This is a genomic window from Ruegeria sp. HKCCD6426 (assembly GCF_057221115.1).
This window is the reverse complement of sequence record NZ_JBWVBF010000008.1, coordinates 87753-112048: the sequence shown is the minus strand read 5'-3', so window position 1 is coordinate 112048 and position 24296 is coordinate 87753. Positions and strand designations below refer to the sequence as shown.

28 protein-coding genes are annotated in these 24296 nt (G+C 56.9%); 18 read left to right on the top strand and 10 right to left on the bottom strand.

Features of this window, described 5'->3' with window-relative positions; translation table 11 throughout:
* Positions 1-30 precede the first annotated feature (30 nt).
* The gene (locus AC2TDA_RS19795) at positions 31-519 is read right to left on the bottom strand and encodes a DUF3576 domain-containing protein (RefSeq protein WP_480880467.1); all 489 of its coding nucleotides are present in this window, start codon (positions 517-519) and stop codon (positions 31-33) included.
* A gap of 281 nt (positions 520-800) precedes the next feature.
* On the opposite strand from AC2TDA_RS19795, the gene AC2TDA_RS19790 reads away from it, so the two are divergent.
* Together AC2TDA_RS19790 and AC2TDA_RS19785 are read left to right on the top strand one after the other, a co-directional pair.
* On the top strand, positions 801-1850 hold the full coding sequence (locus AC2TDA_RS19790; protein ID WP_480849489.1) for a porin: 1050 nt from the start codon (positions 801-803) through the stop codon (positions 1848-1850).
* A 102-nt stretch (positions 1851-1952) separates the two neighbouring features.
* A complete protein-coding gene (locus tag AC2TDA_RS19785; RefSeq protein WP_480880465.1) occupies positions 1953-2612 on the top strand; it encodes a YggS family pyridoxal phosphate-dependent enzyme in 660 nt (219 codons plus the stop codon).
* On the opposite strand, the gene AC2TDA_RS19780 is transcribed toward AC2TDA_RS19785, so the two are convergent.
* Entirely contained in the window at positions 2596-3096 is a 501-nt protein-coding gene (locus tag AC2TDA_RS19780; RefSeq protein ID WP_480849486.1) for a L,D-transpeptidase family protein, read from the bottom strand. The two genes, AC2TDA_RS19785 and AC2TDA_RS19780, sit on opposite strands and share 17 nt — an antisense overlap.
* Positions 3093-4187, bottom strand: coding sequence for a GTP cyclohydrolase II (gene ribA / locus AC2TDA_RS19775; RefSeq protein ID WP_480849485.1), 1095 nt, complete (start codon positions 4185-4187; stop codon positions 3093-3095). Before ribA ends, AC2TDA_RS19780 begins: the two co-directional genes overlap by 4 nt.
* A 161-nt stretch (positions 4188-4348) precedes the next feature.
* Here ribA and AC2TDA_RS19770 point away from each other — a divergent pair, with 161 nt between their 5' ends.
* The 6 genes from AC2TDA_RS19770 (at position 4349) to AC2TDA_RS19745 (ending at position 8385) form a co-directional block, all read left to right on the top strand.
* Positions 4349-5035 (top strand): response regulator transcription factor, encoded by a 687-nt coding sequence (locus AC2TDA_RS19770; RefSeq protein ID WP_480849483.1) that lies wholly within the window; start codon positions 4349-4351, stop codon positions 5033-5035.
* Positions 5036-5274: 239 nt separating this feature from the next.
* The gene (locus AC2TDA_RS19765; protein WP_480880463.1) at positions 5275-5667 is read left to right on the top strand and encodes a GFA family protein; all 393 of its coding nucleotides are present in this window, start codon (positions 5275-5277) and stop codon (positions 5665-5667) included.
* A gap of 74 nt (positions 5668-5741) precedes the next feature.
* Complete coding sequence (locus AC2TDA_RS19760; protein WP_480880460.1) at positions 5742-6530, top strand: exodeoxyribonuclease III; 789 nt, start codon at positions 5742-5744, stop codon at positions 6528-6530.
* A gap of 86 nt (positions 6531-6616) precedes the next feature.
* Positions 6617-7534: a thioredoxin gene (trxA, locus tag AC2TDA_RS19755; RefSeq protein WP_480880459.1), complete on the top strand. Its 918-nt coding sequence runs from the start codon at positions 6617-6619 to the stop codon at positions 7532-7534.
* Positions 7535-7561: 27 nt separating this feature from the next.
* Positions 7562-8203, top strand: coding sequence for an LON peptidase substrate-binding domain-containing protein (locus tag AC2TDA_RS19750; RefSeq protein WP_480849477.1), 642 nt, complete (start codon positions 7562-7564; stop codon positions 8201-8203).
* Positions 8200-8385: a Trm112 family protein gene (locus AC2TDA_RS19745; protein ID WP_480849475.1), complete on the top strand. Its 186-nt coding sequence runs from the start codon at positions 8200-8202 to the stop codon at positions 8383-8385. The genes AC2TDA_RS19750 and AC2TDA_RS19745 overlap by 4 nt, the downstream gene beginning before the upstream one ends.
* Here AC2TDA_RS19745 and AC2TDA_RS19740 read toward each other — a convergent pair.
* Complete coding sequence (locus AC2TDA_RS19740) at positions 8382-9644, bottom strand: FAD-dependent monooxygenase (RefSeq protein WP_480880456.1); 1263 nt, start codon at positions 9642-9644, stop codon at positions 8382-8384. The two genes, AC2TDA_RS19745 and AC2TDA_RS19740, sit on opposite strands and share 4 nt — an antisense overlap.
* A 53-nt stretch (positions 9645-9697) precedes the next feature.
* Here AC2TDA_RS19740 and AC2TDA_RS19735 point away from each other — a divergent pair, with 53 nt between their 5' ends.
* From AC2TDA_RS19735 to AC2TDA_RS19720, 4 genes are all read left to right on the top strand, one after another.
* Positions 9698-11026 (top strand): amidase, encoded by a 1329-nt coding sequence (locus AC2TDA_RS19735; RefSeq protein WP_480880454.1) that lies wholly within the window; start codon positions 9698-9700, stop codon positions 11024-11026.
* Positions 11027-11135: 109 nt separating this feature from the next.
* On the top strand, positions 11136-12317 hold the full coding sequence (locus tag AC2TDA_RS19730; RefSeq protein WP_480880453.1) for an aminotransferase class I/II-fold pyridoxal phosphate-dependent enzyme: 1182 nt from the start codon (positions 11136-11138) through the stop codon (positions 12315-12317).
* 14 nt (positions 12318-12331) lie between these two features.
* Complete coding sequence (locus AC2TDA_RS19725; RefSeq protein WP_480880451.1) at positions 12332-15271, top strand: DNA translocase FtsK; 2940 nt, start codon at positions 12332-12334, stop codon at positions 15269-15271.
* Between the two features lie 39 nt (positions 15272-15310).
* Entirely contained in the window at positions 15311-15907 is a 597-nt protein-coding gene (locus tag AC2TDA_RS19720) for a LolA family protein (protein WP_480849466.1), read from the top strand.
* Between the two features lie 11 nt (positions 15908-15918).
* Here the strand turns inward: AC2TDA_RS19720 and AC2TDA_RS19715 are convergent, their stop codons facing one another.
* Positions 15919-16500 carry a transglycosylase SLT domain-containing protein gene (locus tag AC2TDA_RS19715; RefSeq protein WP_480849465.1) on the bottom strand — a complete coding sequence of 194 codons (582 nt, stop codon included), beginning with the start codon at positions 16498-16500 and terminating at the stop codon, positions 15919-15921.
* A 60-nt stretch (positions 16501-16560) separates the two neighbouring features.
* Positions 16561-17442 carry an AEC family transporter gene (locus tag AC2TDA_RS19710; protein ID WP_480880450.1) on the bottom strand — a complete coding sequence of 294 codons (882 nt, stop codon included), beginning with the start codon at positions 17440-17442 and terminating at the stop codon, positions 16561-16563.
* Positions 17443-17522: 80 nt separating this feature from the next.
* Between AC2TDA_RS19710 and hspQ the strand changes: the two genes are divergently transcribed.
* Entirely contained in the window at positions 17523-17849 is a 327-nt protein-coding gene (hspQ, locus tag AC2TDA_RS19705) for a heat shock protein HspQ (RefSeq protein WP_480849461.1), read from the top strand.
* A gap of 34 nt (positions 17850-17883) precedes the next feature.
* On the opposite strand, the gene AC2TDA_RS19700 is transcribed toward hspQ, so the two are convergent.
* From AC2TDA_RS19700 to AC2TDA_RS19690, 3 genes are all read right to left on the bottom strand, one after another.
* Positions 17884-19461, bottom strand: a complete 1578-nt coding sequence (locus AC2TDA_RS19700; RefSeq protein ID WP_480880449.1) for a gamma-glutamyltransferase family protein — start codon at positions 19459-19461, stop codon at positions 17884-17886.
* Between the two features lie 212 nt (positions 19462-19673).
* Entirely contained in the window at positions 19674-20123 is a 450-nt protein-coding gene (locus tag AC2TDA_RS19695) for an ATP-binding protein (RefSeq protein ID WP_480880448.1), read from the bottom strand.
* A gap of 23 nt (positions 20124-20146) precedes the next feature.
* On the bottom strand, positions 20147-20485 hold the full coding sequence (locus AC2TDA_RS19690) for an STAS domain-containing protein (RefSeq protein WP_480849455.1): 339 nt from the start codon (positions 20483-20485) through the stop codon (positions 20147-20149).
* 102 nt (positions 20486-20587) lie between these two features.
* On the opposite strand from AC2TDA_RS19690, the gene AC2TDA_RS19685 reads away from it, so the two are divergent.
* Together AC2TDA_RS19685 and AC2TDA_RS19680 are read left to right on the top strand one after the other, a co-directional pair.
* Entirely contained in the window at positions 20588-21760 is a 1173-nt protein-coding gene (locus AC2TDA_RS19685) for a thiolase family protein (protein ID WP_480880447.1), read from the top strand.
* Positions 21761-21853: 93 nt separating this feature from the next.
* Entirely contained in the window at positions 21854-22303 is a 450-nt protein-coding gene (locus AC2TDA_RS19680; protein WP_480880445.1) for a GAF domain-containing protein, read from the top strand.
* Between the two features lie 17 nt (positions 22304-22320).
* On the opposite strand, the gene AC2TDA_RS19675 is transcribed toward AC2TDA_RS19680, so the two are convergent.
* Positions 22321-22596 (bottom strand): DUF1294 domain-containing protein, encoded by a 276-nt coding sequence (locus AC2TDA_RS19675; RefSeq protein ID WP_480880549.1) that lies wholly within the window; start codon positions 22594-22596, stop codon positions 22321-22323.
* 117 nt (positions 22597-22713) lie between these two features.
* Here AC2TDA_RS19675 and AC2TDA_RS19670 point away from each other — a divergent pair, with 117 nt between their 5' ends.
* Genes AC2TDA_RS19670 through AC2TDA_RS19660 form a run of 3 tightly spaced genes read left to right on the top strand, consistent with a single transcriptional unit; the run spans position 22714 to position 24291 of the window.
* On the top strand, positions 22714-23283 hold the full coding sequence (locus tag AC2TDA_RS19670; RefSeq protein ID WP_480849449.1) for a helix-turn-helix domain-containing protein: 570 nt from the start codon (positions 22714-22716) through the stop codon (positions 23281-23283).
* Positions 23283-23906, top strand: coding sequence for a LysE family translocator (locus tag AC2TDA_RS19665; RefSeq protein WP_480849448.1), 624 nt, complete (start codon positions 23283-23285; stop codon positions 23904-23906). The genes AC2TDA_RS19670 and AC2TDA_RS19665 overlap by 1 nt, the downstream gene beginning before the upstream one ends.
* Before the next feature lie 4 nt (positions 23907-23910).
* The gene (locus tag AC2TDA_RS19660) at positions 23911-24291 is read left to right on the top strand and encodes a GFA family protein (protein WP_480880444.1); all 381 of its coding nucleotides are present in this window, start codon (positions 23911-23913) and stop codon (positions 24289-24291) included.
* Positions 24292-24296: the final 5 nt, after the last annotated feature.

Genomic DNA, 24296 nt, shown 5'->3' with positions numbered 1-24296 from the left:
CGTGGTAATATTGTGAATTGATGCGGGTTGCTAGAGCTTGTTGTCAGCTATGCGTAGTTGACGGGCCCGCGAGAGAATCGCGTCTTCGACCGCGCGGGTGGTCGAAGCGCTGACCGGAGCGCCACCGCTGGTCAGCAAGGAAACGGACAGCGACCGTGCCGCAAGTGCCGGATCGCTTATGTGAACCGTGGCACGATAAGAGCGCCCCCCACCCGGCGGTTTGCCGTAACCGGTTACGATTACACCAGTAAACGGGTCGATCTCCTGAACCGGCAAGAAATTCAACACATCCAGCGATGCCGCCCACAGATACCGGTTTACCTGAGTCACCTGTTCTGAATTGTCGGGGCCAAACACGTCCCAGATCGTGCTGCGATCTGCATCGTTCAACTCACGCTCTTCGCTTGAGCTGCCATCGACAGTCAAAGCACGGGCATCGCCCGGAGGTGGCCGATTCTGTCCGCAGGCCGAGATGGCGGCCGTCACAATGGTAAAACCCAGAATCGTCGTCAGGCGCATCTTTGACAGGTCCTGTATCACTTGTTGTGTGTCGTTCGAGTGATACTCCTAGACAAGGACCCGTGCTGCAACAAGCCCATTCTTTACATAAGGGCGTGAGCAGACAGCACAGAACGCGCCAAATTGGACTGTGACATCCTTGCACCAATTCGGCCCGAATGACGGGACGGGCATTATGGCAAGCTTGCGCAAAGGGGGCAAAAAGAGCGAAACGGTGACCGTGCTGAGACATGTGCCTGGCATGTGTCGAGTAGAAAATCTTTGAAACCGAGGGAAACAAGATGAAAAAAGTTCTCTTCGCATCGACCGCTCTGATCGCAACCGCAAGTGTTGCAGCGGCCGAAGTTAAGTTCAGCGGCTACGGTCGTTTTGGTCTGGGTTATGTGGAAGATCGTTCCGCAACGGCGTCCAGGGTGGTTGTGAACACTGCCGGTACTGCGCTGACCACTCTGACAGCGACCATCGACGGTCCTGATACTTCTCTGGTCTCGCGCTTTCGTCTGAACATCGACGGGATTACAGAAACCGACGGCGGCGTCGAGTTCTCGGCTCGTGTTCGTCTTCAGGCCGACGACGCCCCAACCCTGGGTGAGCAGAAAGCGGCCACGCTGAGCGGCGCGCGTTTCTCGGCCATTTACGGTGGTCTGCGTGTGGACGCCGGCAACGTTTCGGGTTCGTTCGACAACTTGGCAAACTACTACGGTAACGAGCCCGGTCTGGAATTCTTCATCGGTCAGTATTCCGGTGTTGACTATAGCTTCCTGTCGTTTGATTCGACCGGTTCAGGTTCGAACGCCGTGTTCTTCCAGTACGCAGTCGGCGATTTTGCTTTCGGTGCGTCGTATGACCAGCGTGATGCGATCACTACGACCCTAACGGGTGGTGGTACTGCCATCACAGCCACGACTGCATCTGCTGATCGTTGGGATGTAAGCGCGACTTACACCTTCAACAACATCACCGCAGCTCTGGCCTATGGTGAAAACGACAGCACCGCTGCTAGCGGTGGCAGCCTGACCGTCCTGACCCTGGGTGGTGACTTTGGTGATCTGAACGCAACTCTGTTTGTCGCGGACGATGACGTGAACCTGGCTACCCGCAACGGCACCGCATACGGTCTGTCGCTGGCCTACAACGTTGGCTCGGCAACAACCGTGAACTTCGCCTACGGTGACGGTTCGGGTGATGACGACAACCAGCAGTACGGCATCGGTGTCATCCACGATCTGGGTGGTGGTGTATCGCTGAAAGGCGGCATCGGTCAGTCCGAGCGCGGTCTGGCAACTGACAGCACCCTGCAAGCTGACTTCGGTGTCAACTTCAACTTCTAAGTTGAGCTGAAGTGCAAGGTTTAAGGGCAGGTCTTCGGACCTGCCCTTTTCTTTTGTGTCAACATGGTGTTTTCCTGCTGCTACTGCAAAATGAGAGGCCCCATGTCGCTGCAAGATATCACCGACAGAATAACCAAAGCTGAAGCCAAGGCCGGACGCGCCGCAGGTTCGGTTCAGCTGATCGCCGTGTCCAAAGTGCAGCCCAATGATCGGGTCGAAGCTGTGTTGGAACAGGGGCATCGCTGTTTTGGCGAAAACCGCGTTCAGGAGGCAGCGGGAAAATGGCCCGCCTTCAAAGAGCGGTATGCGGATATCGACCTACATCTAATCGGCCCGCTTCAGACCAACAAAACCCGACAGGCGATGGAGCTATGCGATGCAATCCATTCGCTGGACCGCCCGAAACTTGCCAAAACCTTTGCTCGGCTGGCGCAGGAGATCGGCTCCTGCCCTGACCTGTTTATTCAGGTCAATACCGGCGAGGAAGATCAGAAAGCAGGAATTCTGCCATCGGATGCGGACGGATTTATCGCCGAGTGCAGAGGCATGGAGCTGCCGGTTCGCGGTCTAATGTGTATCCCGCCAATCGATGAAGAACCGTCGCTGCACTTCGCGTTGCTGGCCAAAATCGCCGCTCGAAATGGTCTGGCAGGGTTGTCGATGGGTATGAGCAGTGATTTCGAATCCGCAATCGCCCTGGGAGCGACGCATGTGCGCGTGGGATCCGCCATTTTTGGTGAACGCGTCAAACCTCAGGGATAATTAACCGCGTGTGCGGGACAACCTGCCGGGCAATCCAGTGTAAGTGATCGCGGCGAAAAGCCAGGCACCCTTCGGTTGGGTAACGCGGGCGCCGCCATTGATGCAGGAAAATCGCCGAACCACGGCCGGGAATCGCATTTGGCCAATTCCAATCGGTGATCAAAACCAAATCATACAATGGATCTGAGCGCCGCAGTATTTCATGGCTGCCAGAATATGGCGCAACAACATGCCGGTTATATTCAGGGTCGGCCTGATCATCCGACCACAGATCGCGAGGCCCTATAGCTTGGGCCCAAGGGGCAGGGGAGGGTATTCGGTCTGGTCGATAGAGCAATCCGGCAATTCGATGAACACCGGTTGGTGTGGCCCCGTCTCCTTCACGCTTGTTGTTGCTCAACCCTCCCTTGCCGATCGCACAGGGAAAGATGCGCCCGAGAAAGCGAACTCCTTTCGGTGTCAGAACCAGATCATCCGGCGTCAAAACAAATGGCCCGATTTTTCGGCTTTGGTAGCTAGGTATCCCCGGTTATGTGCGGTTTCGCCAACCTTCAGTGGGACACGTTCAGTGACGGCAATTCCCGTGCGTTCCATCATCGCGATTTTGGCGGGGTTGTTTGTCAGCAGGCGCACTGAACCAAATCCGAGGGACTTCAGGATGTCAGAGCCAAGGCGAAAATCGCGCTCATCATCTTCGAATCCCAGACGATGGTTGGCCTCAACAGTGTCAAACCCCTGATCTTGCAGGAAATAGGCGCGCATCTTATTGGCCAGACCGATCCCGCGCCCTTCCTGGTTCAGGTACAGCAGAACCCCCGCCCCTTCGGCGCCCATCTGAGCCAGCGCACCACGCAGTTGAGGACCACAATCGCATTTCAAGCTGCCCATCAGATCGCCGGTAAAACAGGCTGAATGCAGACGCGCAAGCACTGGTTTCTCGCGATCCGGACGTCCGATCTCGATGGCGTAATGCTCTTCACCGCCATCTTCGGGACGAAAAACATGCAGACGTCCGGCCTCGGAAACTTCCATTGGCAGACGTGCGGCAACAACTTCGTGCAGTGCGCTTCGGTCTGCCAGATGGGGCGCTGCGCGAGTGTGGTCGATGCATGTCAGGCCGTTTGTCGCGGCAAATTCACGGCCATCCGCGACGGGCACGATAACGGCAGCGGGCAAAAGGCGGGCAGATTTGGCCAAGGCGATAGCGATGCGATGCAGGTTGGCGTTACCCTGCCGCTCTGACATGAGCGGGCCTTTCATTGGCGCATTCAGGTCATCGGACGGATCTGCAATGGCCTGTACCCAACTGTGATCTGCATCCGCTGGAATCAGAACCCGCGCCAAATCGCCGTCATAGGCCCGCGCTTTAAGTGTTTCTGCCCTCCGCACGGTAATGGCCACGACCGGCTGCCCACCTAACGCACGCAGATCGGCCAAACGTTGCGGGCTTAGTGTCTCGGATGTCAGGGCCAGTACGCTGGTACCGGTGTCGTCTGTCAGGACGACAGGCAGACCCATCCGCAGATCTGCCCGCGCACGTGCCAGCAATTCCTTGATGTCGGGAATAAGACTCATGTGTGTTACCCTGTAACGTTCGACCCCTCTCCTAGCCCGATCACCGTAAAATGTGAAACATTTCCTGCGCGTCAGACACGAGGGCGTGAAACCATTGCAGCAAATCTTGCTGATTGCCTTTTGCGCACGCAAGTGATGGAAAAGGTTTAGGAGGACCGTAAATGGCTCAGCTTAAGAAAATCCTGTTGGTGGATGACGACGAGGACCTGCGCGAGGCGCTTAGTGAGCAACTTGTGATGACCGAGGACTTTGATGTGTTCGAAGCGTCAGACGGTCAATCCGCAATGGAGCGTGCGCGCGAAGCGATTTACGATCTGGTTATTCTGGATGTCGGCCTGCCGGACACTGACGGGCGCGAGCTGTGCCGCCTGATGCGGAAACAGGGTGTCAAAAGCCCGGTTCTGATGCTGACCGGTCATGACAGTGACGCAGATACCATACTGGGCCTCGATGCCGGGGCGAATGACTATGTCTCCAAGCCGTTCAAATTCCCGGTACTTCTGGCCCGCATCCGCGCCCAGCTGCGCCAGCACGAACAGTCCGAGGACGCGGTATTCGTTCTGGGCCCCTACACGTTCAAGCCGGCGATGAAGATGCTGATGACCGAAGATGACCGCAAAATCCGTCTTACGGAAAAAGAAACGAACATCCTCAAGTTCCTTTACCGTTCCACTGACGGTGTTGTGGCGCGCGATGTCCTGCTGCACGAAGTCTGGGGGTATAACGCCGGAGTGACCACCCACACGCTGGAAACACATATCTACCGTCTGCGTCAGAAGATCGAGCCTGATCCTTCAAATGCTCGCCTTTTGGTCACAGAATCCGGCGGATATCGTCTGGTATCTTGACCGGAGGTGGATTGACTTGGATCAAAGTGATACTCTGTAGTTATATTTAGGTTACTCCCAACCCGTGCATGTCCGGGTTATGACATGTACCTCCCTGTTGGACTGCCGGGCCTTATGGCCCGGCCTTTTTTTGGCGACTTGCCTGCCGCCGCGGAGCGCCGTGCATTTGCCGGAGATTGTAAACACCAAAATGTTCCTATATTGTTCTCATTAATGTACCCTTTAAAAGGAATTGAGAAATGATAAATGGAAGCTGTTGCTGCGGGGCCGTGAGGTTTCAGCTCAAGGTCGAGCCTTCTATGATGGGAACATGCCACTGTTCCCGCTGCCGAAAAGCCGGGGCCAGCACCATCGTATTTGCCAAAAAGGAAGACCTGAACTGGATAGCGGGAAAAGACAATGTGGCAACATACCAGCCGGAGGCCCCTTACAAATATGGCAGATGCTTTTGCATGATTTGTGGTTCATCACTTGGTGAGATTCTTTCGGAAGAGGACAGCTTCCCGATAGCCGCCAATGCACTGAACAGTTCAATATCCCTGAAGAATCAATTTCACGAGTTCGTCTCGGAAAAACCAAACTGGTACGAAATCTGCGATGACGCTCCCCAGTCGGAAGGACACCCATCATAGCGGTCTCTTTTCCGATGGCACCTGACCTTTCACCACGCTAACCTGCGCAAATCGTGACAGAGGAATCCCCCGATATGCCCTTTACTCTTGCCACCTGGAATATCAACTCGGTCCGACTTCGCGAGCCTATCGTGCTGAAATTGTTGCAGGAAGAAGCACCGGATGTTCTGTGCCTGCAAGAGTGCAAGTCGCCCGTCGAAAAAATTCCGACCGAAGGGTTTGCCAAACTGGGCTATACCCACATGGTCGCGCGTGGGCAAAAGGGATATAATGGTGTCGCCATCCTGTCGCGACTGCCACTGGAGGAAGTTGGTGACAAGGATTTTGCCGGGCTCGGCCATGCCCGCCATATTGCGGGGCGGCTGGAAAACGGTGTGACCATCCATAACTTCTATGTTCCGGCGGGGGGAGATGTGCCAGATCGCGAAGCAAACGAGAAGTTTGGCCAGAAACTGGACTATCTCACCGATATGCGCGATTGGTTCCATGCCGAAAAGCCGGAGAAATCCATTCTGGTAGGCGACCTGAACATCGCCCCGCGCGAAGATGACGTCTGGTCGCACAAACAGCTGCTCAAGGTCGTTTCGCACACTCCCATCGAGGTTGAGCATCTGGCCGAGACGCAGGATGCGGGTGGCTGGATCGATATTACGCGGCAGGATATCCCCGAAGGTCAGCTCTATAGCTGGTGGTCGTATCGCGCCCGCGACTGGGATGCAGCAGACAAGGGACGACGGCTGGATCATGTCTGGGCGACGCCAGATATCTCGAATGCTGGGCATTCCAGCCGCATCCTGCGGGACGCGCGCGGGTGGGAGAAACCTAGCGATCACGCGCCAGTATTTGCGACGTTTGACCTCTGATACCAGAGTAAACCGAAAGTCCGCCCTTGGTTTCTGGCTCGGGCGGTTGCATATAGAGCGCAAATTTGAACCTGAGAGTGAATGCAATGGATCTTTTGAACGGCGCGGACAACACCACAGCCACCGACCTGATCAAGGACGGAACCGAGGCCACCTTTATGGCCGATGTGGTCGAAGCTTCGCAGGAAACCCCTGTGATCGTCGATTTCTGGGCGCCTTGGTGCGGTCCATGCAAAACTTTGGGCCCAATGCTTGAAGAGGCCGTGACCGCCGCCAAGGGTGCGGTCAAGATGGTCAAGATCAACGTAGACGAAGCGCAGATGATTGCCGGGCAATTGCGCGTTCAGTCGATCCCGACGGTCTATGCATTCCACAAGGGGCAGCCCGTCGATGGATTCCAGGGTGCAGTGCCAGGATCCGAGATTAAGGCGTTCGTGGACCGCGTGATCGAAGCGGCAGGCGGCGAAAGCCCGGGCGAGCAACTGAACGATGCCGTTCAGGCCGCCGAAGAGATGCTGACCGAAGGTGCAGCGGTGGATGCCGCCCAGACCTTTTCGGCTATTCTGGGCGAAGATGCCAACCATGCTGGCGCCTATGGCGGTTTGGTGCGTGCTCATATCGCTTTGGGTGATCTGGATCAGGCCGAGGCGATCCTGAACGGAGCGCCGGCCGAAATTTCGACCTCGGCCGAGATCGAAGCGGCCCACGCTCAGCTGGAGCTGGCCAAACAGGCCGCGGATGCCGGCCCGGTCGGTGAGCTGACTGCGGCGGTCGAGGCGGATCCGGACAACCATCAAGCCAGGTTCGATCTGGCGCAGGCTTTGCATGCCAATGGCAATGTGGAAGAGGCCGTTTCTCAGCTGCTGGAGCTGTTCCGCCGGGACCGGGAATGGAACGATGGCGCGGCCAAGGCACAGCTGTTTACGATCTTTGACGCACTCAAGCCCAATGACCAGATTGTACTGAACGGCCGACGCAAGCTGAGTTCGATGATATTTGCCTAATCTCCGATCAGGGCTACACTCGGATTTATGATGCATCCAGCTGACCTGCCGGACACAGTCTCAGTGTTCCCCTTGCCCGGGGCACTGCTGTTACCGCGCGCGCGCTTGCCGCTGCATATTTTCGAGCCGCGCTATTTGCAAATGCTGGACGACGCATTGAAAACTCAGGAAAGGTTGATCGGAATGGTTCAGCCGAATCCGTGCCTGAGTAATGGAGATAAACTGCACCAGATCGGTTGCGCCGGTCGCGTGACGCAGTTTTCGGAAACCGAGGATGGCCGCTATCTGATCACACTGACAGGTGTTTCGCGATTCCGCGTGAAATCAGAGTTGGACAGTTTCACGCCGTATCGCCGCTGTTTGGTGTCTTGGGAGGGATTTGACCGCGATCTGGGCAAGGTCGAGGTCGATGATGGTTTTAACCGCAGTCGATTCCTGACCCTGCTGGAAAAGTTCTTTTCATCGCGCCAATTGTCAACCGATTGGGATACGATGAAAGACGCGGACGACGAGTTGCTGGTCAACTCCTTGTCGATGCTTCTGGATTTCGAACCCGAGGACAAGCAGGCCTTGCTCGAGGCCCCATGCCTGCGTACGCGCCGCGAAACGCTGGTAACATTGATCGAGTTTGCCATGCGTGGCGGCTCAAACGAGGAAAAACTGCAATGAGCGATACCCAGCACGCTTTTGACCGCCATATGCTTGAGGCATTGATCTGTCCGCAAACCCATACGACACTGCATTACGATGCCGAGCGGCAGGAATTGGTGTCCAAAGCGGCCGGTCTGGCCTTTCCGATCCGCAGCGGCATACCGGTGATGCTGGTCGATGAGGCGCGCGAGCTTGACTAGATCGGTCGGCCTTGCAGCAGTTTTGGCAGGTCTCCGGTAAGGCCGGCGGCTTCGCGCACGAAACCACGGCGAAGCCCCGGCAGCGAGCCTACAATCCCCATTCCAATGTCGCGCCCAATGCGCAAAAGCGGATTGTCGTTGGAAAACAGCTTGTTGAACACATCCGTCGCCATCGCAAGTGATGCCGTGTCGAACCGGCGCCATTCCTGATAGCGTTCCATCACCAGAGTTGAGCCGATATCCTCACCCCGGCGCCCCGCCAAGGTCAGGACCTCCGCCAGCGCACCCACATCGCGCAGACCCGCGTTCAGGCCTTGTCCCGCAATCGGGTGCATGCCGTGGGCGGCATCTCCGACCAGTGCCAACCGGTCCGAGATAAAGGAGTTGGCGATGGTCAGGTTCAGAGGATAGGTGAATCTATCACCTTGCAGCTTGATGTCGCCTAGAAAGTCGCCGAACCGCGGGCGCAGGACCTGAAGGTATTCCGCTTCGGGCAGGGCGTTGATGCGCTGTGCAGTCTCGGTTCGTTCGCTCCAGACGATCGAGCTGCGGTTGCCGGTAAGTGGCAGGATCGCCAGAGGGCCGGGCGGCATGAAGAACTGATGTGCGATACCGTGATGCGGCAGCTCGTGTTCGATCGCGCAAACCAGCGCAGTCTGCCCATAGTCCCAACCCGTCCGTTTGATCCCAGCCCGCTGGGCGGTGCCACTACGGCGACCATCACACCCCGCCAACACGTTACCGGACACTGTGGTCCCGTCATCCAAGGTCATAGTTACACCAGTTGAGGTGATTTCCTGCGATACAACCGTCTTGCCGCTGATTTCGGTAATATTCTGTTCGTCGGCCATCGCTTCAAGAAATGCACGGCGCAGGTGGCGATCTTCAACCATATAGCCCATTGGGCCTTCTTCGATCTCGGCGTGGTCGAAATGCATGAAAAACGGCGATGGTCCGGCGCCTGCATGGCCGTCCGTTACCTTGATCTCGAGCATCGGCTGAGCATGCTCAGCGACCCTATCCCAAACGCCGACCGCATCCAGCAACCGTTGCGAGGCCAGTGCCAAGGCGTAGGCACGTCCGTCAAACGCGGCGTTCTTGCGCACTTTCTCTGCCAGTGCGTCAACGACGGTTACTGTGTGGCCGGTCTGCGCCAATGCCAGAGCCAGAGCGGGCCCATTCAGCCCGCCCCCTACGATCAAAATATCGGAAGCCTTTGTCATGACCCGCAATATGCGCCCCCTTTCGGGATTGTCCATGTGCGGTCCTGTCGCTACCGTCCCGTTAAGCAGATTTCCAGGGGGGGGGCAGGATGCAGGACTGGCTAACCATGACCGCATGTGATTTGGGTCGCGGCATAGGGATGGGGCAGATTGATCCGGTAGAGTTGACCGAAGCTTACCTGTCCGCCATAGACGCGCATCCACACAAGGATCGGATCTATGCCCGCGTTACCCACGACCGTGCCCGAGCCGAGGCACAAGCGGCGCAGGAACGGGCCAAACTGGGCCTGCGCCGGTCCCTGCTGGACGGCGTTCCGATAAGCTGGAAAGACCTGTTCGACACTGCCGGGACCGTGACCGAGGCAGGCTCGGCCCTGTTGAAAGACCGTATGCCTGATGCGGATGCGCTGGTATTGCACAATGCTGCGGCAATGGGGACCGTGTGTCTGGGAAAAACGCATATGAGTGAGCTGGCTTTTTCCGGCCTCGGGCTGAACCCGATCACCAAAACGCCGCCATGCGTCCATGACGAGGATGCAGTTCCGGGTGGCTCGTCTTCAGGGGCCGGCGCGTCTGTGGCCTGGGGGCTGGCGGCCTGCGGGATCGGCTCGGACACGGGCGGATCGGTGCGCATACCCGCAGCTTGGAACGATCTGGTTGGGCTGAAAACCACCGCCGGGCGTCTGAGCCTTGAGGGAGTGGTGCCACTGTGCCTGAGGTTTGACACGATCGGTCCACTGGCGCGTTCGGTTGAAGATGCGGCGCATATGTTGGCTTTGCTTGAAGGTGGCACCCCGGCTGACTTGCGGGGTGCCACCCTGAAAGGTCGCCGTTTTGCTGATCTGCAGAATGTCGCAAAGGACGATTTACGCGAGGCCCCGCGCAAGGCATACGAAGACTCGTTGCAGAAATTGAAGGAGTCCGGCGCCGAAATCGTGCCTCTGGAGGTGCCAGAGCTGAACGAGGCGATGGGCCTGTCGGGGATCCTTTACACGACCGAAGCCTATGGTCTTTGGCGGGATGTGATCGAAGCGAACCCCGATGCGATGTACCCGGAAATCCTCGAACGATTCCGCATCGGCAAGGAAGTATCCGGGCCGGACTATGTGGCGGCCTGGGCAAAACTTAAAGCCTGCCGCCGCTCTTGGGATGCTGCCACCGTCGGTTTCGATGCGGTCCTGGCGCCGACCGCGCCGATTCTACCACCGAATCTGGATCGCCTTATGAATGATCACGAATACTACGTCACCGAAAACCTGTTGGCATTGCGCAATACCCGGATCGGCAATCTGATGGGGCTGGCGTCGCTGACCGTGCCCACCGGAACACCAAGTTGCGGATTGATGATGCTGGGTTATCCAAGGTCCGAAGAGGTGCTTTTACGGCTGGGTGCAGCCGTCGAAACCGCATTGGCCTGAATGCCACAATCCCCTGATTCGGCACCTCTTTGTCTGGACGAAGGGAGGCTCGGCCTGTAATCTGCCAGAAAACCGGGACGCAAATGATCCCGGCATTGAGGCAGTAGTTATGAATTTTCCCGAGCGGTTTTCGAACCTACCGGCATATGCATTCCCGCGTCTGCGCGCCCTTTTGGATCATCACCAGCCGGGCGGTGAGGTCGTTCATATGACCATCGGCACCCCCATGCATGATTTTCCGGGCTGGGTGACGGATGTGATCATGCAGAACGCTGCTGATTTTCAGGGCTATCCGCCGAATGAAGGTTCACCTGCACTGCGCACGTCGATCACGGACTGGATCAGGCGTCGTTATGGCGTGACCATGGACCCAGACACCAATGTAATGGCCCTGAACGGCACGCGCGAAGGGTTGTACAACGCCGCAATGGCACTTTGCCCTGAACAGAAAAATGGCCAGCAGCCGATCGTGTTGTGCCCAAATCCGTTCTATCAGGTCTATATGGTCGCTTCGATTTCGGTCGGCGCTCAGCCGTATTTCGTGTCGGCCACGGCTGCGACAGGCCACCTGCCAGACTACGCGAACCTGCCTGAAGACGTGCTGAACCGGTCCGCCGTGGCCTATATCTGTTCGCCTGCCAATCCGCAGGGCGCTGTCGCCTCACGGGACTATTGGGCCGAGTTGATCCGCTTGGCCGAAAAGTACGATTTCCGTATTTTCGCTGACGAATGCTACTCTGAGATTTATCGCGACAAAGCACCTGTTGGTGTTCTGACTGTCGCGCAGGATCTTGGGGCCGACCCCGAACGTATTACCCTGTTCAACTCGCTTTCAAAGCGGTCAAATCTGGCTGGTTTGCGCTCGGGGCTGATTGCAGGTGGACCGGAAACGATCAGGCGGGTCAAGCAGTTGCGGGCCTATTCAGGGGCACCGCTACCTGCGCCTTTGCAGGCGGCCGCGGCCAAGGTCTGGGCAGATGAGGGGCATGTTGCGGAAAACCGTGCGCTTTATCAGGAAAAATACGCCATTGCAGACAAAGTGTTCGCCGGTCTGCAGGGCTATATGCCGCCCGAAGCCGGATTCTTTTTGTGGCTGCCGGTCGAAAACGGCGAGAAAACGGCTTTGAAGTTGTGGCAGGAAACCGGTGTTCGGGTTCTGCCGGGTGCATATCTTTCTCAAGGCGATCCGGGGCAGAACCCGGGCGAAGCATTTATAAGGGTCGCAATGGTGGCCCCAAAAACAGAGTTGCAGCGCGGGCTGATTACGCTCCGCGACTGCATCTATTCGTGAGGTACGAGGGCAAAATGGCATCATTAAACGCGCGCAAACGCGATCCATTGCTGGACAGCACCACGCAGGCGGCCATTGAACGGCGCAGCAAGGAATTGATCGGAATCGCCTTGATCCTGCTGGGGTTTGCGGCGGCGGCGATGATCCGGTCTTACACACCGGAAGATCCAAACTGGATGGTGTCGACGGATGCGCCGGTACAGAACTGGATGGGCCGGATAGGTGCCTCAATCGCGGCGCCGCTGTTCATGATCGTCGGCTGGGGCAGCTGGAGCATCGCGTTGGTCCTGATCGGCTGGGGTGTACGTTTTGCCGGGCATTTTGGTGAAGATCGTGCCGTAGCTCGTCTGATCTTTGCCCCGATCTGGATTGCAATTGTCTCGGTCTATGCGGCGACCCTCGTGCCAGGAGATGCGTGGCGGGCTACGCACAGCTTTGGGCTGGGCGGGTTGTTTGGCGACACCGTCATGGGGGCGCTGCTGACACTGCTGCCGATCTCGTCGCACTTCATGGTTAAACTGATGTCGCTGGCCATGGCGGGCGGTATGCTGGCGCTCGGCGTATTTGTGCTGGGGTTCACAAAAAACGATGTCCAGAGAGGCTTCCGGGCGTTCCTGTTGGGGCTTGTTCTGTCTTACGATACATTGATGAACCTGCTTGGTCGGGGGGCGTCTGCAACCGCGCAGGCGGCTCGTGACAGACGTTCGCAATGGGACGAACGCAAATCGGCCCGCTTGGAAGCTGCTGAAGCAGTTTTTGAAGACGAATTAGCTTATGCCGAGCCGGTTTTTGAAGAACCGGAAGCCGAACCCGAGCCTCTGAAAAGCGGCCTGTTGGCGCGGATGCCTTCCTTGATCCGCCGACCAGAACCCATGCCGGAGCCCGAGTTGGTCGATCCCAACCCGGTCGAGGGTTTTTATGAGATGCCGGGCGAAGACCGTATCCGCTCGAAAATTTCCGCTGCTGTGCGCAATCGCAAGGTCGCGACTGGTGAAATGACACCTGAACCGGATCCGAATTTACCGCTGACAAAAGGGCGGGGCAGGGGACCAGATCCTCTGATCCTGAACGCAGGCCAGGCTGGGGAATTGCCGCCGGAACCTCCGATGACTGCAACGGGTCTCCCGCCCGAGCCACCGTTGACTGCAGGTGAAGCGCTGGAATGGTCGGAACCGGTTGGAAAGGAAGACGCTTCGGATCCGTATTATGCGCCCGAACCAGACCCAGCACAGGCTTATCAGCCCGACCCTGATTTTGAGGATGAGGCCGTGTTCGAGGACGCGCCTGAACCTGCACAGCAACCGCGCCAAGCGATGAAAATCCCAGTGGCCGAGCCGCGTAAACCTGTTGTGGCGCAACCCGTGCGCCGCGCTCCGCCACCGTCGCGTCGCGCTCAGGCCGAGGCACAGCCGACCCTGTCGTTTGAAGAGAGGCATTCGGATTTCGAACTTCCTCCGCTGAGCTTGTTATCGAACCCGGCGGCCATTCAGCGCCATCATCTCAGCGACGAAGCGCTCGAAGAAAACGCGCGGATGCTTGAAAACGTGCTGGATGATTACGGCGTGAAAGGTGAGATCGTCAGCGTCCGCCCCGGCCCGGTTGTGACCATGTACGAACTGGAGCCTGCGCCTGGTCTGAAAGCCAGCCGTGTGATCGGTCTGGCAGACGATATTGCGCGCTCGATGTCGGCGCTGTCGGCCCGGGTTTCGACATTGCCGGGGCGTTCGGTCATCGGTATCGAACTGCCCAATGAAAACCGCGAAATGGTGGTTTTGCGAGAAATCCTCGCCAGCCGTGATTTCGGTGATGGCAACCAAGCTCTGCCCTTGGCGCTGGGCAAGGATATCGGCGGTGAATCCGTTGTGGCGAACCTGGCCAAAATGCCTCACCTGCTGATCGCGGGGACCACCGGTTCCGGTAAGTCGGTGGCAATCAACACGATGATCCTGTCACTGCTGTATAAGCTGACACCGGACGAATGCCGCCTGATCATGATCGACCCCAAGATGCTGGAACTGTCGGTCTATGACGGCATCCCGCACCTTCTGTCACCCGTTGTGACCGATCCCAAGAAGGCCGTTGTGGCCCTAAAATGGGTCGTGGGCGAAATGGAGGACCGGTATCGCAAGATGTCCAAAATGGGCGTTCGCAACATCGCCGGTTATAATGGCCGCGTTAAGGATGCGCTGGCCAAAGGCGAGATGTTCAGCCGCACGGTGCAGACCGGGTTCGATGATGAGACCGGCGAGCCGATGTTCGAGACCGAGGAATTCGCGCCCGAAGCGATGCCCTATATCGTCGTCATCGTCGACGAGATGGCCGACCTGATGATGGTCGCGGGCAAAGAGATCGAGGCCTGCATCCAGCGTCTGGCGCAAATGGCACGTGCCTCGGGCATACACCTGATTATGGCCACGCAGCGGCCCTCGGTCGATGTGATCACCGGTACGATCAAGGCGAACTTCCCCACGCGGATTTCGTTCCAGGTGACATCGAAAGTCGACAGCCGCACCATTTTGGGAGAGATGGGCGCCGAGCAACTGCTTGGGCAGGGCGATATGCTCTATATGGCTGGTGGCGCCAAGATCACCCGTTGCCATGGCCCGTTTGTCTCGGATGAAGAGGTCGAGGAAATCGTCAACCACCTGAAGCAGTTCGGCCCGCCGGACTATGTAAGTACGGTGTTGGATGGCCCGGCCGAAGATAAGGCCGACAATATCGACGCCGTTCTGGGCCTGAACACCGGTGGCAACACCAACGGCGAAGACGCTTTGTACGATCAGGCCGTGGCGATTGTGATCAAGGATCGCAAATGCTCGACCTCGTACATTCAGCGGAAACTTGCCATTGGTTACAACAAAGCTGCGCGGCTTGTTGAGCAAATGGAGGACGAAGGCGTTGTTTCGTCGGCAAATCACGTCGGTAAGCGCGAAATCCTCGTCCCCGAACAATAGGATATTTAATAACAAGGGCAGAGCACATATCTGTGAGCCATGAAACAGATTGCCTTTGCCCTTGCTTTGACACTCGCCGCGCCTGCGGCCTGGGCTGCAGATAAACTGCAGTTGTCCGAAATCTCGAACTATCTGAACCAGTTGAAAACGGTTCAGACCAGTTTCACCCAAGTGAACGACGATGGGTCACTGAGCACGGGAAAGCTGTGGTTGCAGCGGCCGGGCAAGATGCGGTTCGAATACGATCCGCCCAACAGTGCCGTTGTCCTGGCCCGCGCCGGAACGGTTCAGATCTTTGATCCGAAGTCCAACCAGCCGCCCGAGCAGTATCCACTTCGGCGAACGCCGCTGTCACTTGTTCTGGCCCGTAACGTCGATCTGGGTCAGGCCAATATGGTTGTTGGCCATGATTTCGACGGGACCGCAACTGTTGTCACAGCGCAGGATCCCAAGAGCCCCGAAAATGGCAGGATCGAACTGATGTTTACCAGTGACCCTGTCGAACTGCGAAAATGGGTGATCCATGACAATACTGGCGGTCAGACGACGGTTCTTCTGGGTCAACTGACCGAAGGCGGCAATCTGAATCAGGATCTGTTTTCCACCAGAACGAGAAGCGGATCAGCAAACCGCTGATCCGCCTGCTGTTAATAACGGCAGTTGGACAGTTGTGCCTGATATAGCTGCGCACGCGCATCCACATCGCTGGCCACATTCAGCAACCATGATTTGCCGTTATGGCTTCCGCGAGCATAGCCCGTATGACCTTCATGGTAGGCCAGATACTGGTTGCGTGTGTCGCTGGGGTGGATGCCGTTACGCTCGTAGCTTTTGTTCATGTACCAGCCAATGAAATCCGACGCGTCGCGAATGCGGTCACGCTTGGCGCGGCGCTTCCCGGTTTCGCGCTGGTATTGATCCCAAGTCCCGTCCAACGCCTGGCTGAAGCCATAAGCGCTGCTTTGCCGGCCCATCGGAATTACGCCCAGCACGTATTTGTGCGGGGTGCGCGCATCGTGACGATACCGGCTTTCCTGATAGATCGTGGCCATCTGAACGTGGATGGGAACCCCCCATTTCCGCTCGGTGCTTTTGAAGGCCTTGATATAGTCGGGACGTTCGCGCGCAATGCTGCACGCGTCATTCAATCTGCTGGGCGGTTGCTTTGACCCGCCCCCACAGGATGCCAAAAGCAGCACCCCGAAGAGTACGAAAAGAATTCTGCTCATGTGCCTCGTGCCTTTTTTCTTTATTCTAGCGCAGATTGAGCTTTGATGAAATCACATTCGTTACAGAACAATGGCCAGAATAATGGGCAAAGCGGCGACAGAGAGCAGGGTCGACACCATGACCATCCCCGCCACTGCGTCAGCATCGGCCTCAAATCGCTCGGCCAGAAGATAGGATGTGACAGCGACCGGAGTGCATATCTGTAAAACCAAGACACCAAATGCCACGGCCTCGAGTTTGAAAAAAAGAGCCAAAACCCACCCCAGCCCAAAACACACAATCAGCTTGATAAGTGACAACCAGACGGCCTGACCAATTTTGCGCGTGCTTAGCCGGGCAATGGCCACACCTAATGTGATCAGCATCAATGGAACGGCCATCTGACCCAATAGATCCAGCGTATTGGTCACAAATAGTGGAGTTTTCCATCCTCGCCACAAGAACAAGGCGCCCAGCAACGTTGCCCATACCATCGGCTCGCGCAGGACCTTACCGAAGGCTCCCCGCCCTGCGACCAGATAGATGCCGTATGTGAAGGAAAACAACGCAGTAACGGCCAAAAAAACCACTGCATAGCCCAGCCCGGACTGCCCAAAGGCAAATATACACAACGGCAGGCCCAAATTGCCCGTGTTCCCAAAAATCAACGGTGCCAGATAGGTGCGCTGTTCTAACCCTGTCAGGTGAACGAATACCCAGAACACACCGGCCAGCACCATATGGGCCACAATGGCTGCCAGAGTGAACAGGGTTAATTCGCCACCCGGTATCTCGGTTTGCATAAGTGCCACAAAGATCAGGCTGGGTACTGCCAGATTCACCGCAAGCCGGGTAACGAATTCCAGCCGGTACTCGAACTTGAGCTTGACCCAGGTAAATCCGATCCCTGACAGCAGAAAAACCGGGGCTGCAATTTCGAACACTGTAAGAATTAGGTTCACAGACTGTTTCCCTGTTTTTCAGATCAATGATTGGCTTTTTGGCCCGGAAAGAGGTAGAAAATGCTTTGGGGGCTGAAACAATGCTTAAGACACATGCCAAGTACCGCCTGGGTCAGGTGGTTCGACATCGCAGACACCCTTTTCGAGGGGTGATTTTTGACGTGGACCCAGAGTTCGCGAACTCGGAAGAATGGTATGAAGCCATTCCCGAAGACAGCCGCCCTATCAAGGATCAGCCGTTCTACCACCTGTTGGCGGAGAACGACCAATCCTTCTATGTTGCTTATGTTTCTGAACAAAATCTGGTTGAGGACCAATCCGGAGAGCCCGTGGATCACCCGGATATTCCCAACATGTTCGGTCCGTTTCAGGACGGATCCTACCCTCTGCACTTTCAGTTCAACTGAATTACCAAGACGGAACTGCCGTCCGCCCCACGGTTTAATATCCAAGCGCGCAACCGTCTTTTCTGGGGTCGCTGGCACCCACCAAAACACCACTGTCACGGATGTGAATCGCCTGTGCGCCTCCAAGGGGTGTTTCCGGAGTTTCGATAATGTGGCCCAGGTCGGATAATTGTTGCCGAACAACTTCAGAATGTCCCCGTTCAAGTTTCAGCACGCCACCATCTGCAAAAGCGCGCGGGCCATTCAGGTTCTCCTGAAGCTCAAGATCGTAATCCACGATGTTAGACAGAAAGCGGGCATGACCGGTGGGTTGGTAGGCGCCGCCCATTACCCCAAACGGCATCATGACCTGACCGCCCTGACGCAACATGCCGGGAATGATAGTGTGCATCGGGCGTTTGCCGGCGCCCAGTTCATTCGGATGCCCCTCCTGCAGAGTGAATCCGGCTCCGCGGTTCTGCAAAAGGATTCCGAATTTCTCTGAGGCTATGCCCGAGCCGAAGCCGTGGAATATCGAATAAATAAGCGAAACAGCCATTCTGTCCCGATCTACTACTGTGATGTAGACGGTATCTTTGTGCACCGCTTCGGTAAGCGGAGCTGCTGCCTGCATCGCACGCTTCGGATCAATCAGAGCCGCCAATTTGGTGGCTATGTCGTGCTCGAGAAACCGATCAGCTTGTGGGCTGAATTCAGGATCAGCGATAAAGCGATTGCGCGCGTCATAGGCCAGCTTGGTCGCTTCGGCCTCGATATGGGTGCGTTCGGCGCCCCACGGGTCCATCTTTGAAAGGTCAAAGTGTTTAAGGATGTTAAGGAGCAGAATTGCTGTTGCGCCCTGACCGTTGGGCGGATGTTCCACTAACTCAATGCCGCCATAGCTGCCGTTCATCGCCTGGGTTTCATCGCATTTAGCGTTGGCAAAATCCCGGGTCGTGTGAACGCCGCCCAAATTGGAAAGTGCTGACAACATGTCTTCGGCGATCTCACCGGTATAGAATGCATCGCGCCCATTTCGTGCGATGCGGCGCAAAACCTCGGCCTGGCCCGGTGCGCAGAAGACCTGCCCAGTTTTCAATGCCTTACCGCCCAGCAAATAATGGTTGCGTGCAGCACCTTGCAATGTGCCTTCGCCGTTAGCCCAATCAAAGGCCACGCGCGGGGCGACCGGAACACCGGCCTCGGCATACTGGATCGCGGGTTGTAGTATCGCGTCCAGACCCAGCCGTCCTTCTGTTTGCGACAGATGGCAAAACGCTTCAACAGCCCCCGGAATTGTCACCGCATCTGGTCCGTTTAGGGGAACTGACTTCAATCCTTTTGCCCGTAGGTCCGATGCATTGGCCTTGGCTGGCGCGCGGCCAGATCCGTTCAACGCCCGGACAGTTTTTTCGCCTGGCCGATTGAACAACACAAAGCAGTCACCACCGAGGCCCGTCATTTGTGGTTCGCAAATACCCAAAAGAACTGCGCCGGCGATCGCCGCGTCCATGGCGTTGCCGCCTTGGGCCAGAATGTCTAACGCCACTTTGGCGGCCAGAGGGTGCGACGTCGCACACATCCCGTTTGTTGCCAGAACTTCGGACCGGCCCGGCATGTGCAAATCCCGCATGAACTACTCCTCCTATCAAGCAGGCAGAGAGTAAGCTGCGGTAGCGAATTGTCCAATAGTATCAGGGAGGAAGTTCCTCGGCGCCGTTCACTGGGTGGGGGCTGTGACGTTAGGCGCCGAGGGAAGCTATCTGAGCTACACTACCTTTTTGCCCTTGGTTTGCGGCGCTACAATGGTTCGATCTGGACCTTATTGTGACCATTTTTGGTTCTCTATGACAAATCCGTGAGGTCAAACCGCAGAAAAAGCTGATTACGACCCTCTCTCCGTTGGTACCGGATTTCACTTGTCAGCTGCCGAATCAGAAACCAACCAAAGCCACCTTCGGGCAGGTCCAGACGCGCTGTATCTACCGAGGACGGAACGCCACTGGGCAATTTCAAATCTGGCATTGGGTTTCCGGCATCCGTGATCAGAACGTCCAGCTTGTTCTGGCACAGGTGGCATTCGATACGAATGTCTGCCGGTTGTACACCGGCATAGGCGTGTTCCACGACGTTGTTGATCGCCTCCGCCAGAGCGATTTTTACGTCACCGGCTTTGTTCTGTGGGATTCCCATCGCCGCCAGCCGCACGCAGAGAGTCGCTATCCCGGCGCTTGCCTGAGAATCGATCGCGTGAAAGCTCAGGTCCAGGCAGTCATTTTCACATTTATGGGCCACGCCAATCTACCCCTGCCCAGTGGTCAGTCTGCACCTGTAGTCAACGCGTCATCCAGCGAAACAAACAGTTTGAAAACTGTGTCCATTCGCGTCAGACGAAATACTTTTTCGACGACCGGTTGCAATCCGGCTAAATCCAGTCGGCAACCGTCTCCCAATTGCTTCATCGACGCGACAATTGCGCCCAAACCGCTTGAGTCGATGAACTCGACAGTGGACAGATCCAGGATGACGCGACTTGCACTTTCTTCGGCCTGGGATCGCATGTCTTCCTTGAATTGAATGGCCATTGCCGCATCAATTCGGTCGCAGTGGACAGTAATAACCTGTGTCTTGCCGGTCGTGGTGCTGCTTAGCCCCATGGTCAACCGCCCTCCGGTTTTGGAAATGATCGTAGAAATACGCTAGACGGCAATTCTTACCATTCGGTATCCAAGTGCTGAAAATCCAATGGGAGGCGTCAGATGAAAGAAGTTGTGATTGCAGGGGCCGCACGAACGCCCATGGGCGGGTTCCAGGGCGTGTTTGATGGAGTCCCGGCGGCCGAGTTGGGCGGAACCGCTATTCGAGCCGCCTTGCAAAGCGCCGGCGCGCAGACCGTGGACGAAGTGCTAATGGGATGCGTCTTGCCGGCAGGGCAGGGGCAGGCTCCGGCCCGTCAGGCCGGGTTTGCAGCTGGCTTGGGTGAAGACGTCCCTGCTACAACGCTCAACAAGATGTGCGGGTCGGGCATGAAAGCCGCGATGATGGCCTTCGACCAGATCGCGCTGGGCCATGCCGATACCATGGTTGCCGGTGGGATGGAGAGCATGACGAATGCGCCGTACTTGCTGCCAAAGATGCGTGGTGGAGCCCGTATCGGTCATGGCCAGGTGGTTGACCACATGTTCCTCGACGGGTTGGAAGATGCCTATGACAAGGGCCGACTGATGGGAACTTTTGCGGAAGATTGCGCCGAATCCTACCAGTTCACGCGCGAAGCGCAGGACGAATACGCTTTGAAAAGCCTGTCGAATGCTCTGACTGCACAGGACACCGGTGCGTTTGATACTGAAATCGCCCCAGTGACGATTCGCACCAGAAAAGGTGAGGTCACTCAGGACGCAGATGAGCAGCCGAAGTCGGCGCGCCCAGAGAAAATCCCGACGTTGAAGCCGGCTTTTCGCAAAGATGGGACAGTGACGGCGGCCAATTCCTCTTCGATTTCGGATGGGGCGGCTGCTTTGGTTCTGGCGTCTTCCGAAGCTGCTGAGGCGCAGGGCCTCTCGGTACGTGCACGCATTCTGGGTCATGCAAGCCACGCTCAGGCTCCGGGTCTGTTTACGACGGCCCCGGTTCCTGCCGCGCAAAAGCTGCTGTCTCGCATCGGTTGGAGCAAAGAGGATGTCGATCTGTGGGAGGTCAACGAAGCCTTTGCCGTTGTCCCAATGGCGTTCATGCACGAAATGGGCCTGCCGCGCGAAATCGTCAACGTAAACGGAGGTGCCTGCGCGCTGGGGCACCCCATCGGGGCATCGGGCGCCCGGATCGTGGTCACACTGCTAAACGCGCTGGAAAAACGAAACCTCAAGCGTGGCGTAGCCGCTATTTGCATTGGCGGTGGAGAAGGGACAGCAATCGCCATCGAACGTATTTGACCCTTCCACTTTTTCCAAATACTGCGGGGTTGATTTGAACCAACGGTTCATGAGGGGCGATGCCCCCTCAGCCCAACGCGGAAACGTGCAGAAATGACAGCAGACTACGATACGCTCGCCAAGACCATAGCCGCGCTGACCGAAGGGGAGACTGATCAGGTCGCTCTGATGGCCACTGTCGCTTGCGAGGTTCATCATTCCGACAATCGGTTTGACTGGACCGGGTTCTATCGTGTGACAGAACCCGGCGTATTGAAAATCGGCCCATACCAAGGCGGGCATGGCTGCCTTGTCATCCCTTTCGCGCGCGGCGTCTGCGGCGCTGCGGCGCGGACGGGAGAGGTGCAGCTTGTGCCCGACGTGGATGCATTCCCCGGACATATTGCTTGCGCGTCTTCCACCCGATCCGAACTGGTCTTGCCGGTTCGGAATGCGTCAGGTGAGGTCATTGCGGTGTTTGATATCGACAGCAATCAGCCGGATGCGTTCGGCGAGGAAGACGCTATCAGTCTGCAGAGGATTCTTTCGCAAGTGTTTGCGTGAGCGCACACGCATCGGCGCTACCCTAGCGGTCCATTCCGCAAAATGACGACACAAGCAATCAACTGTACGCAGATGATACAGATGAGCCAGAACGAAAATCCCTTCTTTCTGGTCTTATGCTGAAAGACCCATCGCCCAAGGAGGGCCGATGGGCTGCCGCCTAGCATTGCAAGTCTCAGCAACCAACGCTCGGGTACGCGCTTTTTCCGACGGCGTGCCTGAAGTTTGTCCCATCCGAATGCCAGCAAAGTCAGGCTGTTGATCGCCCAAAGGTAGGTCACAGCTATCCACATGACGATGCCATAGCCAATCAAGCAAGCAGACCCAAGTGAAAAAATGCTTGGAATTTTCATCGATTCGATGCACCGTGAAAATTACGATATAAATTTCACGGCGAGTCGGAACATCCATTGAACGATCAAACCCCCCATAGCGCGACGCTAGGAGCCGATCTGCGCGCTTTGCGCAAAGCACGTGGTTTGACACTAAGCGAGATTGCGGCACGGCTCGAACGGTCTGTCGGATGGCTCAGTCAGGTCGAGCGTGACATGTCCGAACCATCGATCTCAGACCTGCGCCAGATTTCGGAATGTCTGGGTGTGCCGATGTCGATGCTGTTTGCACATTCGGCGGCACCAGCGGATGAACAGGGGTATATCGTTCGTGCCGGATCACGCCGCCCCATGGGTTCGGGCGAGGAAGGGTTGATCGAAGAGTTGCTGTCGCCCGATTTGACCGATGACTTCGAGATGGTTCATTCCACTTTTGAACCGCATTCCAAAATGCAAACACCAGCGGACCGTCCAACTCAGGAAGTGGGTTACATGATCTCGGGTCGTCTGGATCTGATAATCGGCACCCAAGGCTTCACCGTTGGTCCGGGCGACAGCTTTCGGATCAAGCACGAGCCCTATCAATGGTCCAACCCATATAGTGAGCCCGCCGTAGCCATCTGGGTTATCGCGCCACCGGTGTACTGATGAGTTTCGAGGCCTGGACCATATTTGCACTGTTCTGGGTGGTGTTCGTCACGACGCCGGGACCGAACGCGGTCAACTGCATCTCGAACGGGATGAGCCTGCCCTTTCCCAAGGCTATGCTTGGGGTCCTGGCGATCCTGACGCAGGCCAGCGCGTTTCTGGTCCTGTCGGCATTGGGAGTGACGGCGTTAATCGCGGCGTCGACGACCGGATTTTTTGCGGTCAAGTTGATCGGTGCCGGGTTTCTGATTTGGATGGGTATCCGCGGATGGATGAACGCAACCAAGCCTGCACCGGTGTCGGAAAGACCTGCGCGGCATGTCTATCTGCACGCGCTTGCCGTCGCCACGATCAACCCAAAAAGCGTCGCTGGTTACTTGGCCGCGTTCTCGCAATTCGTTCAACCCGACGTTCCGATTTGGCAGCAGATGGCCGTAATCATGCCAACTGCCCTGATCATTACCACGCTCAGCTACACAGGGTTCACCCTGCTTGGGGCCGTGATGGGCAAAGCCGCATTGGGGGCGGTGTTCAACATCTGGGTGCGCCGCGTGATGGCCGCCTGTTTCATCATCTATGGCGTATTGCTGGGGACCAGCACTGCGCCAGTAGCAAGGGGGTAAAACAATGCACGCTGGTTCCTGCCTGTGCGGATCTGTTGCTTTCACAATCGACGGAGAGATTTCGCCACCCTCTGCCTGCCATTGCGGACAGTGCCGCAAGCAATCGGGCCATGTCTGGGCTTCAGCTTCGACCCATCAGGACAATCTGACTTTCGCGGCCAGCAATTCGCTGAGCTGGTATCGTGCCTCGGATATTGCGCGGCGCGGGTTCTGTAACACCTGCGGTTCGTTCTTGTTCTGGCAGCACAATGACGAAGACACGATCTCGATTTCCATGGGGGCTCTGGACGCACCTACCGGACTGAAACTCGCCCGCCACATCTTTGTGGCCGACAAGGGCGATTACTACGACATCAAGGATGACCTGCCTCAAGAGGCGCAATAATAGGA